The organism is Streptomyces sp. SP17BM10 (assembly GCF_036322405.1).
In the GTDB taxonomy this organism is placed as follows: domain Bacteria; phylum Actinomycetota; class Actinomycetes; order Streptomycetales; family Streptomycetaceae; genus Kitasatospora.
In genome coordinates this window covers 20420-32438 of record NZ_JAQYXB010000647.1, presented here as the reverse complement: position 1 = coordinate 32438, position 12019 = coordinate 20420, and the positions used below count along the sequence as shown (strand labels likewise).

Below are 12019 nucleotides of genomic sequence, written 5' to 3'. Positions count from 1 at the left end.
CCCCTCAGTCCGGGCGGACGTGGTGGTCGACCGGGGACACCACCTCCAGCCACACCCGCTTCCCACCGCCGTCCGGCACGCACCCCCACGCGCGCGCCAGCCGGTCCACCACCCGCAGGCCGTGACCGCCCGGCTGCGCAGGGTCCTGGAACGGGCGCAGTCGCGGCGGCACCGGGCTCCCGTCCGCGACCTCGGCCCGAAGGCGCCTGCCGTCCCAGCTGAGCCGCAGCTCGCTCGGGCCCCCGGGGGCGTGCAGGCAGGCATTGGTGACCAGCTCCGAGACCATCAGCAGGACGTCCTCCGTGACGGCCCGCTGCTCCTCGTCGGCGGCGGGCAGCCAGTACCAGGACTCCAGCACCCGCCGGCTGAACTCACGGCTGCGCTGGACCGCACCGTCGCTGCCGCCGAACGCCAGCCGCCTGGTCTGCTCCTCCCGGCTGCTCTGGGGGCTCGCCCCGGGTGCGGTCATGCGGGCCCCCTCACGCCGGGCCGGACGCGGGGCCGGCGCCCCGGCCGTCCGGGCCCTGCTCCTTCAGCGCCGCGCCGAGATCGGGATGGATCAGGAACACACCGTCGGCCCCGGTGATCGCGAACAGCCGCTCCACTACGGGCTGCGGGCCGGCGAGTTCCACGCGCAGCCCGGTCGCCTCGGCGTCCAGGCGGGCCCGGAGCAGGATGTTGAGCCCGGTCGAGTCGCAGAACCGCAGGTCCGCGAGGTCCACCACCAGGCGCTGGACGCCGTCGTCCCGGGGGGCGTCGAGCACGGTGCGCAGCCCGTCGGCCGTGTCGTGGTCGAGTTCGCCGGCCAGGGCGACGATCCGCACCGGCCCCGCGCGGTCCACCGCGATCCGCAGGCCACCGGGTCCCGGCCCGCTCTCCCCTTCGACTGCCTGTGGCATGGTGCGCTCCCCTTGCGGTCGGGACGGCGGCGTGCCGTCCCGCCCATCATGGCGCGCGGAACGGTCCACCGCGCAGACGGCCGCGACGCGGGGTCCCGCGCCGGGTGCGGCCGGGCGGACCGTTTTGTGGTCGTCCATGCCGCGCGTTTGCCCCTCCCCGGCGCGGCTACACGCGCGGAAGGACGAGAACGGGCGGAGGGCGCGGACGAACCCGGAGGCGAAGAAAGCCATGACGGCACCCGGCACCATTCCCAACGGACGCGCCCACGTCCCGCGCACCGGACGACGGGAGTCGGCCGACGAGCGGGCCGACCGGCGCTGGACCGACCTGCTCCAGGAGGTGAGGGTAGCCCAGACCGGTTCCCAGGTGCTGTTCGGCTTCCTGCTGAGCGTCGCCTTCATGCCGCGCTTCGTCTCGCTCGGCGGATTCGATCGGGGACTGTACGTCACCACCGTCGTCCTGGGTGCCCTCGCCACCGGCGCGCTCACCGCGCCGGTCGCCTTCCACCGGATCTTCGCCGGGCGGCGGCTCAAACCCCAACTGGTCGACGCGGTCGCCCGGTTGGTCGCGGCGGGCCTGGTGCTGCTGGCCCTCACCATCGGCTCCGCCCTGCTGCTCCTGCTGCGCGTGGCGACGGGCTCCGCCGTCTCCGCCTGGATCGCCGGGGCCGTCATGTCCTGGTTCGCTTTCTGCTGGTTCCTCCTGCCGGTCCAGCAACTGCGCCGGCACGACGGGCGGTCCCCGCCGCCGTCGGCCGGATCTCCCGACCAGGACGGCCCTCCGCAGGCCCCGCCCTGACGTTTCGGGCGTGACGATGCGGCAAGACGCCCGCCATGACGACTACCAACGCGCGTTCCAAGCCCCGCACCGTGGTCATCACCGGAGCCACCGCCGGCGTCGGCCGGGCCTGCGTGCGCGCTTTCGCGACCGGCGGCGACCAGCTCGTGCTGATCGCCCGCGGGCTCGCCGGACTGCGTGCGGCGGCGGCCGAGGCCGAGGCGGCCGGCTCGCCGGTGCGCACGATCCGCGCGGACGTGGCCGACCCCGAGGCCTGCGAGGCGGCCGTCGAACGCGCCGAAGCCGAGTTCGGGCCGATCGACGTGTGGGTCAACGACGCCTTCGTCTCGGTCTTCGCACCGTTCACCGAGATCAGCGCGGAGGAGTTCCGGCGGGTCACCGAGGTGACCTATCTCGGGTACGTCAACGCCACCCGCGCCGTGCTGAGCCGGATGCTGCCGCGCGACCGCGGCACGATCGTGCAGGTCGGCTCGGCCATCGCCTACCGGGGCATCCCGCTGCAGACCGCGTACAGCGGCGCCAAGCACGCCCTCCAGGGGTGGCACGAGGCGCTGCGCTGCGAACTGCTCGCGAGCGGCTCCGGGGTGCGGGTGACGATGGTGCAGTTGCCCGCCGTCAACACGCCCCAGTTCGACTGGGTGCGCAACCGGCTGCGCGGCCGGGCCCGTCCCGTCCCACCGGTCCACCAGCCCGAGATCGCCGCCCGCGCCGTGCGGTACGCCGCCGACCACCCCGGGCGCCGGGAGTACTGGGTCGGCGCCAGCACCGCCGCCACCCTGATCGCCAACGCGGTGGCCCCCGGCCTGCTCGACCGCTACCTCGCCCGCAACGGGATCGACGCCCAGCAGGACGAGCCGCGCCGCGCCCAGGAGCCGGACAACCTGTGGGCGCCCGTCGACGAGGCCGACGACCACGGGGCGCACGGGCGCTTCGACGCCGAGGCCCGGGAGCGCAGCGCGCAGCTGTGGGCCTCCCAGCACCACGGTCTGCTCGCGGCCGGCGGTGCGGTCCTGCTCGGCGCCGCCGCCGGCGTCGGCGCGCTCGCACGGAGGCGGTGATCGACCGTGACCGGGGCGGACGTGACGCCGGTCGTCTCCACGTTCGGCGTCGAGGAGGAGTTCCTGCTGGTCGACCGGCACACCCGGCTGCCGGCCGAACGTGCGCCGCGGGTCATCGCGGACGCCTCGGCGGCGCTGGGCGACCAAGTCCAGGACGAGTTCTTCCCCGTCCAGGTCGAGGTGTGCACCCGTCCGGCCGTCCGGCTCGACGAGCTGCGTGCCGACCTCGCCCGGCTGCGCGCGGTGACCGCCGCCGCGGCGGCGAACGCGGGCTGCCTGCTGGTGGCCTCCGGCACCCCGGTGCTGTCGGGCCCCGGGCTCGGGCGGGTGAGCGAAAACCCGCGGTACCGGCGGATGGCCGACCGCTACGCGGGGGTGCTCGACGGGTACGACGGCGCGCTGTGCGGCTGCCACGTGCACCTCGGCACGGAGGGGCGCGCGCAGGCGCTGGCACTCGCCAACCACCTGCGGCCCTGGCTGCCGGTCTTCCAGGCGCTCGCCGTCAACTCCCCGTTCGCCTCCGGTCACGACAGCGGCTTCGACAGCTGGCGCACCGTGCAGTGGGCCCGCTGGCCGACGGTCGGCCCGGCGCCCGTCCTGGACGAGGAACGGTACGAGGCACTGGCGGACGCCCTGGTGGACTCCGGCGTCCTGCTCGACCGGCGGATGATCTACTGGTACGCCCGCCCCTCCGAGCACGTCCCGACGCTTGAGGTGCGGATCGCCGACGTCAACGCCGACCTGGAGACCGTCGTGCTGCTCGCCGGGCTGCTGCGCGGGCTGGCCGCCGTCCTGCTCGGCGAGGTCCGGGCCGGCCGGCCGACGCCCGCCGTGCCGTCCGGTCTGGTCGACGCCGCCCACTGGCAGGCCGCCCGGACCGGCCTGACCGGCGACGGCATCGATCCGCTCACCGGCGACCGCACGCCCATGACGGTGCTCGCCGAGGCCCTGTTCGACCGGGCGGCGCCCGGTCTCGACGCCGCCGGGGACCTCGCCGCCGTCGAGTCCGCCCTCGCCCGCCTGCGCCGCCTCGGCACCGGCGCGGCCCGCCAGCGCCGCTCCTACCGGCGCCACGGCCGGCTGACGGCCGTCGTGGACGAGCTCGCCGCGTGCACCGTCGCGGTGTCCTGACCGGAGGACGACCCGCGATGGACCCGGCCGAAGCCCTGCGGCGGATCGCGTTCCTGCTGGAGTGGGACGGCGCCTCCCCCTACCGGGTCCGCGCCTTCCACACCGCCGCCGTCGCCCTGGCAGGCCTGCCGCCGGGGCCGGTGGACCCCGCCCGGGCCAGGCGGCAGCCCGGGATCGGGCCGGTCACGGCCCAGGTGATCGCGGAGGCCGGCGCCGGGCGGACGCCCGCCTACCTCGCCCGTCTGGAGGAAGCGGCCGGACCGGCCGCACGGGCCGGCTGGCGGCTGGCGTCGGCGGCGCGGGGCGACTGCCACCTGCACTCGGACTGGTCCGACGGCGGCCACCCGATCGAGGAGATGGCCGACGCCGCCCGCGCCCTCGGGCACCGGTGGGCCGTGCTCACCGACCACTCCCCGCGTCTGACGATCGCGCACGGTCTCAGCCCCGAGCGCCTGCGCCACCAACTCGACGTCGTCGCCGCCTACAACACCCGGGCGGACGGCTTCCGGCTCCTGACCGGCATCGAGTGCGACATCCTGGACGACGGCGCGCTCGACCAGGAGCCCGGCCTGCTCGACCGGTTGGACGTGGTGGTGGCGTCGGTGCACTCCAAGCTCCGCTCCGAGCCCGGGCCGATGACCACCCGGATGCTGGCCGCCGCGCGCAACCCCCGGACGAACGTCCTCGGCCACTGCACCGGTCGGATCGTCACCGGACGGGGCCGGCCGCAGTCCAGCTTCGACGCCGACGCCGTGTTCGCCGCCTGCGCCGAGAGCGGGACGGCCGTGGAGATCAACTGCCGCCCCGAGCGCCGCGATCCGCCCGACGACCTGCTGCGGCTCGCGGCCGAAGCGGGCTGCCTGTTCGCCGTCGACACCGACGCCCACGCCCCCGAGCAACTCCACTGGCACACCACCGGCTACGCCCGCGCCGCCCGCCTTGGCCTCCCCGCGGACCGCCTCGTCACCACCTGGCCGCGCGAACGCCTCCTCGCGTGGGCGGCCCGAGGCCGTTCGCACGGGTGATCGGCCGCCGGGTTTGGTGGCGAGCCCACCGGACACACGCCGGAGCATCGGATTTCCCCTGCTCGGATGCTCGGAGGAGGTACGGCCGATGCGTGGCACCAGCGCCCTGGCCGGGCGGACGGCTCTCGTGACCGGCTCCTCCCGGGGCCTCGGCCTGCTGATCGCGGGCGCACTGGCGGACCGCGGCTGCCGGGTGATGCTGTGCGGCCGGGACGAGCTCGCGCTGGAGCGGGCCGTGCGGCGGCTCGCGGGCCGCCCGGGCGCGATCGCCGCGACGGCCTGCGACCTGATGGAAGCGCAGGCACCGCTGCGGCTGGTGCGGGCGGTACGGGAGCGTTTCGGCGCCGACGTGGACCTCCTGGTCAACAACGCGGGCCTGATCCAGGTGGGCCCGGTCTCGGCCATGCAGGAGCAGGACTTCCGGCGGGCCCACGAGCTGATGACGATGGCGCCGCTGCGGCTCGTCCAGGCGGTGCTGCCGTCGATGCGGGCGCGCGGCGCGGGCTCGATCGTCATGATCGGCTCGGTCGGCGGGCGGATCCCGGCGCCGCACCTCCTGCCCTACGTGACCGCCAAGTTCGCGCTCACCGGCCTGTCCGAGGGACTCGCCGCGGAGCTCTCGCCGTACGGGATCCGCGTGACCACCGTCCTGCCCGGACTGATGCGCACGGGATCGCACACCGCCGCCGAGTTCGCCGGGCAGGCCGCGCGCGAGTACGCGTGGTTCGCCACCGCCGCGTCGCTGCCGCTGGTGTCGATGGACGCGGAGCGGGCCGCGCGGCGGATCGTCCGCGCGATCGAGGCCGGTCGGCGCGAACTGGTCCTGACGCCGCTCGCGAAGGCCGGCGTGCTCGCCCACGGCGTCGCGCCCGCCACCACGGGCCGTCTGCTCTCGCTGACGGCCCGGCTGCTCCCACCGGCCGGCGGTGCGCCCGAGCACGGCGTGTCGGGAGCACGGGCGGCGGCCCGGCACCGGCCGGCCGGGCCCGTCCACCGCCTCACCGTGCTCGGGCGCCGGGCCGGGCGTGCAAACAACCAGCCGACGGCGTCGTGAGGTGGGAGGTGCCGGCGCGGTCGTCACCGGCGTGGCGGTCAGCTGCCCGGCGCCGACCAGCCGCGTACGCCGAGCCGCCGGACGGGGAGTCTGCCGCGGACGGGCATGGAACCGCGCTTCGCGGGCAGGCGCCGCGGAGGACGAAGGGGCTGCCGGCCGACGCCGAGCCGCCCGGGACGCCGCGAAGGGAGTCGTCATGAAGGCCGTCACGTGGCACGGACGCCGCGACGTCCGCGTCGATTCCGTCCCCGATCCGGTGATCGAGCGGCCGACGGACATCCTGGTCGAGGTCACGACCACCGGGCTGTGCGGGTCCGACCTGCACCTGTACGAGGTCCCGGGCGCCTTCATCGACGAGGGCGACATCCTCGGCCACGAGGCGATGGGCGTCGTCCTGGAGGCGGGGTCCGCCGTCCACGCGGTGTCCCCGGGCGACCGCGTGGTGATCCCGTTCAACATCTCGTGCGGCACCTGCTACATGTGCGTTCGCGGCCTGCACTCGCAGTGCGAGACCACCCAGGTGCACGACTACGGCACGGGGGCGGCACTGTTCGGCTACACCAAGCTCTACGGTCAGGTGCCGGGCGGGCAGGCGCAGTACCTGCGCGTGCCGTTCGGCAACACCCTGCCCGTGGTGGTCCCGCACGGACCGCCCGACGACCGTTACGTCCTGCTGTCCGACGTGCTGCCCACGGCCTGGCAGGCGGTCGAGTACGCCGGGATCCCACCCGGCGGCAGCGTCGCGGTGCTCGGCCTCGGCCCGATCGGGGACATGTGCACCCGCATCGCGAAGCACCGGGGAGCGGGCACCGTGATCGGGGTCGACCTGGTGCCCGAGCGGCTGGAGCGCGCCCGGGAGCGGGGCGTCGAGGTGCTCGACCTCGCCCGGCTCGGCTCCCGGGTCGTCGACGCCGCCCGGGAACTCACCGGCGGACGGGGCCCGCACGCCGTGATCGACGCCGTGGGCATGGAGGCCCACGGCTCGCCGGCGGCGACGGCCGCGCAGCGCATGACCGCGCTGCTGCCGGACGCGCTGGCCTCCCGGCTGATGGCCCGGGTGGGCCTCGACCGGCTCCACGCACTGCACCTGGCCGTGGACATGGTCCGGCGCGGCGGCACGATCTCGCTCTCCGGCGTCTACGGCGGGATGACCGATCCGCTGCCACTGCTGACCATGTTCGACAAGCAACTGCACCTGCGGATGGGCCAGGCGAACGTGCTGCGCTGGATGGACGACCTGCTACCGCTCGTCAGCGACGGCGATCCCCTCGGTGTCGAGGGCTTCGCCACGCACCACCTGCCGCTGACCGAGGCCCCTGCCGCGTACGAGATGTTCCAGCAGAAGCAGGACGGCGTGGTCAAGGTGCTGTTCCAGCCCTGACGTTCCGCCGAACCCCTGAGGTGTTAGAGGAGGCGAGCAGGATGAGAGACCAGAAGGAGCACGTGCCGGTGGACCCGACGCTCCCGGTCGAGACGCCGGAGTCGCGGATGACCGGCGAGGGCGGACCACCGCCCGAGCACGAGAACGAGAAGGGCCCCGAGGACGGTCCGGAGTACGAAGTCACCGAGCCCGCCCACGAGTCCGCGCCACCCGACCGGCGCTGAGGACCTGACCGATCATCACAGGACCCGTTCCCCCGCTACGGCGAACGGGTGGTCCGGCACGGCGATCCCGCGCGCGACGGCGTTGCGCGCGGGACCGGTCCGCCGACCGGGCGATACACCTGGGGCCGCTCGCCGTGGTGGCGCGGCCCGGCTGACGACACATGGGGGTGGTGGGTGCGCTCGGCATTCGAACTCATGGTCTGGTGGGGCTTGTTGCTCCTCCTCAACACGGTGTTCATCAGCTCGGTGACACCCCTGGAGGTCGCGGTCGGCGGCGGCGTCGCGCTCCTCGGAGCCATCGGCGAGCTCGCCGTCCGGCGGGCCTCCGGTGCCGCACCCGGTGGTCCGGCCCGGCTCGCGCAGGCACTCCGGGCGTTCCCGTGGACCCTGCTCGCCGACACCGGCCGGCTGGCGCTCGTCACCGCGTCGCCCGCCCACCGACGGGAAGCCGGCTTCCGGACCGTCCGGCTCTCCCCCGGCACCGGCCCGGCCTGGGCCGCCGCCCTGCTGTCGTCGACGCCCGGTGCATACGTCGTCTCCACCGAGGGCGACACGCTCATCGTGCACGCCCTCGGCGACCAAGTCTCCTTGCTCCAGGCGGCTTTGACGGACGGTGAGCGGTGAACGCGTGGCTGCTCGCGGCGGCCTTCCTCACCGTCGGCGGGCTCGGCCCGTGCCTGCTCGTCGGGCTGCGCGGCGAGCCGCACGAGCGCCTGGCCGGGCTCAACCTCGCCTCCACGATCGGCTCCGCCGTCCTGCTGCTGCTCGCCCAGGGCTTCAGCCGCACCTCGTACACCGACCTCGCCCTGGACCTCGCGGTGCTCGCCCCCGCCGGGACGCTCGTGTTCACCCGCTTCCTCGCCGGAAAGGAACGCCGATGAGCCGCCACACCGTCGCCGTGGCCCTGCTGTGCGCAGGCACGGCCGTCCTGCTCCTCGCCGCCCTCGCCGTCGCCGTGCTGCCCGGCCCGTACCTGCGGCTGCACGCGCTCTCCCCTGCCGCCGCGCTCGGCGCACCGCTCGTCGCGCTCGCGCTCGCCGTCGACACCGGGCCTGGGCGCGCGGCGGTGAAACTTTTGGTCATCGGCCTGCTGCTGGCCGCCGGGGGCACGGTCACCACCATGGCCATCGGCCGCGCCACCGTCCGCGCCGAGCAGCGGTCCGACCGGGAGGACGCGCGGTGACCACCACGCTGATCGTGATCGCCCTCCTGCTGACCGCCATCACCTCGACCGCCGCCGCGCTCACCCGCGACCCCGTCCGGCAGGCCGTCGTCCTCGCCCTGCTCGGCGTGAGCCTGGCCGTGCTGTTCACCGTGCTCCAGGCACCCGACGTCGCACTGTCCCAGCTCGGCGTCGGCAGCGCGATCACCCCGCTGCTGATCCTGCTGACCGTCCGCAAGGTGAGCCGCAAGGAGCACACCGACGACGAGCGTCCGGACCGCACCGAGTGAGCCGGACCACCCGCCTGCGGCTCTTCCTGACCGCCGCCGCCGTCCTCGCCGCCGCCCTGATCGTCGCCGCCGAGCAGCTCCCCGGCTTCGGCGGCCTCCAACACCCCTACGGCGACCGGGCGGTGGCCGCGGGCCTGGCGCGGCAGACCGCCAACATCGTGTCCTCCGTCAACTTCGACCAGCGCGCCTTCGACACCCTCGGCGAGGAGTCGATCCTCTTCGGCTCGGTGCTCGGCGCGGGGATGCTGCTGCGCCTCGCCCGGGACGAGCACAAACGCCGGGCGGCGGCCGAGCCCGTCCTGCCCACCACCCGCCTGTTCGGCGCCACGCTGCTCCCCGTCACCGTGCTGACCGGCGGATACCTCGTCGCTCACGGCCAGTTGAGCCCCGGCGGCGGCTTCCAGGGCGGCGTCGTGCTCACCACCGCCCTCCACCTCGCCTACGTCGCCGCCGACTACGTGGTGCTCAAGCGGATCCGCCCGCTGGCCGTCCTGGACGTCACGGACGCGATCGCCGCCGGCTCCTTCGCCGCCCTCGGGCTCATCGGCCTGGCCCAGGGCGCCGGCTACCTCGCCAACACCCTGCCGCTCGGCACCTTCGACGAGCTGTCCTCCAGCGGCCTGGTGGCCGTCATCAACGCCGCCGTCGGCGTGGAGGTCGCCTCGGCCGTCGTGGTGCTGCTGGCGCACTTCCTGGACCAGGCCGTGGAGGTCACCCCCCGGAGGAACAGCCGATGACCGTCTTCCCGTACCTGGTGGCCGGGTGGATCCTGCTCGCCGGGCTGTACGGCCTGGTCACCAGCCGCAACCTCGTGCAGGCGGTCGGCTGCCTCGCCGTGGCGCAGTCCTCGACGTACGTGCTGCTGCTCGCCGTCGGCTACCGCCGCGGCGCCACCGCGCCGGTCTACTCCGACCTGCCGACGAACGCGCCGGTCGTCGACCCCGTGGTCCAGGCGCTCGCGCTCACCGACATCGTCGTCGGCGCGACCGTCACCGCGCTCCTCCTCTCCCTCGTGATCCAACTGCGCAAGCGGCACGGCACGGTGGACCCGGAGGAGCTGACCGGGCTACGCGGGTGACGCGCCGGTGAGCACCGCCGACCTCCTTCCGCTGGCCGTCGCGATCCCGCTGCTGGGCTCGGCGCTGGTGGCCGTCGCCGGGCGCCGGCTGCCCCGGGCGGGCCGCGACGTACTGGCGACCGCCCTGGCCGCCACCGACGTCGTCTGTCTGGCCCTGCTCTGGTCCCGCACCGACCCGGACGGCCGCGCGGTGTCCTGGCTCGGCGGCTGGGAGCCGAGCGACGGCCACAGCGTCGGCATCGTCCTGGTCGCCGACCGCCTCGGCAGCGGGCTGGCGCTCCTCGCCGCCCTGCTCGTCCTCGCCGTGTTCTGCTACGCCTGGCGGTACTTCGACGAGCCGTCGGGCGAGCACGGCGGGATGTTCCCCGCGCTCCTGTTGCTCTTCCAGGCCGGGATGTGCGGCTTCGCGCTCACCGGCGACCTCTTCGACGCCTTCGTCTTCTTCGAGCTGATGGGCGCCGTCGCCTACGCCCTGACCGGCTACCGCATCGAGGACCCTCGCCCCTTGCAGGGCGCCCTCGCCTTCGGGCTCGTCAACTCGGCCGCCGCCTACCTCTCCCTGCTCGGCATCGGCCTGCTCTACGCCAGGACCGGGGAACTCGGCATGGCCCAGATCGGCACCGCGCTGGACGAACGGGCGGCGGCCGGGCACGGCCGGGACGCGCTGGTCGTCGTCGCGTTCGTGCTGGTCCTCGCCGGCCCGCTGGTGAAGGCCGCGACGGCGCCGTTCCACTTCTGGCTGCCGGACGCCCACGCGGTGGCGCCCAGCCCGGTGTGCATGCTGCTGTCCGGTGTGATGGTCGAGCTCGGCGTCTACGGGGTGGCCCGGATCCACCGCGTGGTGTTCGCCGGAGCGGGCGGGCTGCCCGACGCCGCCGTCCGGGACACCCTGCTCGCCGCCGGAGTGCTGACCGCGCTCGTCGGCGGCGTCATGTGCTGGCAGCAGCGGCACCTGAAGCGGATGCTCGCCTTCTCCACGGTCGGGCACGTCGGCCTCTTCCTGGTCGGCACGGCCCTGCTCACGCCCGCCGGCCTGGCCGGGTCCGCGGTGTACGTGGCCGGCCACGCGGGCGCCAAGGCCGCGCTCTTCGGCCTCACCGGCGTCCTGCTCGACCGCTACGGATCGGTGGACGAGCACGGGCTGCACGGCCGGGCCCGCCGCCTGCGCCTGACCGGCCTGCTGTTCGTGGTCGGCGGGCTGGCGCTCGCCGGACTGCCGCCGTTCGGCACCGGGCTCGGCAAGGCCGTCACCGAGGAGGCCGCCGGGCGTGAACTCGGCTGGCTGCCCGTCGTGTTCGTCCTGGTGTCGGCGCTCACCGGCGGCGCGGTGCTGCGCGCGGGCCTGCGGGTCTTCGGCGGGGTCGGCCTGCCGCCCAAGGAGCACCCCGAGGTCGCCGCGACCACCGGCGAGGGTGAGGAACCCGAGATCCGCGAACCGGGCCGCCGGCCCCCGCCGCCCATGGTCGTCGTCTCCGCCGCCCTGCTCGTCGGCTGCCTCGCCGTCGGCGTCGTCCCGGGCGTGGGCCGGGCACTCGCGGAGGGCGCCGCGGCCTTCGTCGACCGCGCCGGCTACCTCGCCGCCGCCCTCGGCCAGGCCGCGCCGACCGCGCCCGCCGCCCCGCCCGCCCCCGATGCGGGCTGGACGCCCTCCGGTGTCCTGCTCGGCCTGCTCTCCACCGCCCTGGCCGTCGCCTTCGCCACCGGCGCCGTCCGCCGCGACCCGCGACGCGGCACCGGCGCCCTGTACCGGGCCACCGTCCTGCCGCTGCGCCGCCTGCACTCCGGACTCCTCGGCGACTACGTGGCCTGGCTCGCCGTCGGCGTGGCCGCCCTGCTGGTCGCCCTCACCGCACAGCTGTGACGGGCCCCGCGCCGGCTCCGACGTCCGTCGAGGACCCCGCACCGGACAGGACGCAGG

The 12019-nt window shown here is 75.2% G+C and carries 16 protein-coding genes; 14 read left to right on the top strand and 2 right to left on the bottom strand.

What is annotated here, in order from left to right:
- Positions 1–4: 4 nt before the first annotated feature.
- Together PUR71_RS29670 and PUR71_RS29665 are read right to left on the bottom strand one after the other, a co-directional pair.
- Positions 5–469, bottom strand: coding sequence for an ATP-binding protein (locus tag PUR71_RS29670; RefSeq protein WP_329930246.1), 465 nt, complete (start codon positions 467–469; stop codon positions 5–7).
- A gap of 10 nt (positions 470–479) precedes the next feature.
- The gene (locus PUR71_RS29665; RefSeq protein ID WP_329930245.1) at positions 480–899 is read right to left on the bottom strand and encodes an STAS domain-containing protein; all 420 of its coding nucleotides are present in this window, start codon (positions 897–899) and stop codon (positions 480–482) included.
- A gap of 229 nt (positions 900–1128) precedes the next feature.
- Here PUR71_RS29665 and PUR71_RS29660 point away from each other — a divergent pair, with 229 nt between their 5' ends.
- The 14 genes from PUR71_RS29660 (at position 1129) to PUR71_RS29595 (ending at position 11962) form a co-directional block, all read left to right on the top strand.
- Positions 1129–1698, top strand: coding sequence for a DUF6328 family protein (locus PUR71_RS29660; protein ID WP_329930244.1), 570 nt, complete (start codon positions 1129–1131; stop codon positions 1696–1698).
- A gap of 35 nt (positions 1699–1733) precedes the next feature.
- Entirely contained in the window at positions 1734–2756 is a 1023-nt protein-coding gene (locus PUR71_RS29655) for an SDR family oxidoreductase (RefSeq protein ID WP_329930243.1), read from the top strand.
- Between the two features lie 6 nt (positions 2757–2762).
- Positions 2763–3887, top strand: a complete 1125-nt coding sequence (locus PUR71_RS29650; protein WP_329930242.1) for a carboxylate-amine ligase — start codon at positions 2763–2765, stop codon at positions 3885–3887.
- Between the two features lie 17 nt (positions 3888–3904).
- On the top strand, positions 3905–4912 hold the full coding sequence (locus PUR71_RS29645; protein WP_329930241.1) for a PHP domain-containing protein: 1008 nt from the start codon (positions 3905–3907) through the stop codon (positions 4910–4912).
- An 88-nt stretch (positions 4913–5000) separates the two neighbouring features.
- A complete protein-coding gene (locus PUR71_RS29640) occupies positions 5001–5966 on the top strand; it encodes an SDR family NAD(P)-dependent oxidoreductase (protein ID WP_329930240.1) in 966 nt (321 codons plus the stop codon).
- A gap of 196 nt (positions 5967–6162) precedes the next feature.
- Positions 6163–7347 carry an alcohol dehydrogenase catalytic domain-containing protein gene (locus PUR71_RS29635; RefSeq protein WP_329930239.1) on the top strand — a complete coding sequence of 395 codons (1185 nt, stop codon included), beginning with the start codon at positions 6163–6165 and terminating at the stop codon, positions 7345–7347.
- A 41-nt stretch (positions 7348–7388) separates the two neighbouring features.
- On the top strand, positions 7389–7571 hold the full coding sequence (locus PUR71_RS29630) for a hypothetical protein (protein ID WP_329930238.1): 183 nt from the start codon (positions 7389–7391) through the stop codon (positions 7569–7571).
- Between the two features lie 174 nt (positions 7572–7745).
- Positions 7746–8195, top strand: a complete 450-nt coding sequence (locus PUR71_RS29625) for a hypothetical protein (RefSeq protein WP_329930237.1) — start codon at positions 7746–7748, stop codon at positions 8193–8195.
- Positions 8192–8452 (top strand): monovalent cation/H+ antiporter complex subunit F, encoded by a 261-nt coding sequence (locus PUR71_RS29620; RefSeq protein WP_329930236.1) that lies wholly within the window; start codon positions 8192–8194, stop codon positions 8450–8452. Before PUR71_RS29625 ends, PUR71_RS29620 begins: the two co-directional genes overlap by 4 nt.
- Complete coding sequence (locus tag PUR71_RS29615) at positions 8449–8754, top strand: cation:proton antiporter (RefSeq protein ID WP_329930235.1); 306 nt, start codon at positions 8449–8451, stop codon at positions 8752–8754. The genes PUR71_RS29620 and PUR71_RS29615 overlap by 4 nt, the downstream gene beginning before the upstream one ends.
- Positions 8751–9023, top strand: coding sequence for a Na(+)/H(+) antiporter subunit B (locus PUR71_RS29610; RefSeq protein ID WP_329930234.1), 273 nt, complete (start codon positions 8751–8753; stop codon positions 9021–9023). The genes PUR71_RS29615 and PUR71_RS29610 overlap by 4 nt, the downstream gene beginning before the upstream one ends.
- Positions 9020–9760 (top strand): MnhB domain-containing protein, encoded by a 741-nt coding sequence (locus PUR71_RS29605; protein WP_329930233.1) that lies wholly within the window; start codon positions 9020–9022, stop codon positions 9758–9760. The genes PUR71_RS29610 and PUR71_RS29605 overlap by 4 nt, the downstream gene beginning before the upstream one ends.
- A complete protein-coding gene (locus PUR71_RS29600) occupies positions 9757–10101 on the top strand; it encodes a sodium:proton antiporter (protein ID WP_329930232.1) in 345 nt (114 codons plus the stop codon). The genes PUR71_RS29605 and PUR71_RS29600 overlap by 4 nt, the downstream gene beginning before the upstream one ends.
- Positions 10102–10108: 7 nt before the next feature.
- Positions 10109–11962 (top strand): complex I subunit 5 family protein, encoded by a 1854-nt coding sequence (locus PUR71_RS29595; RefSeq protein WP_329930231.1) that lies wholly within the window; start codon positions 10109–10111, stop codon positions 11960–11962.
- The last annotated feature ends 57 nt before the right edge of the window (positions 11963–12019 follow it).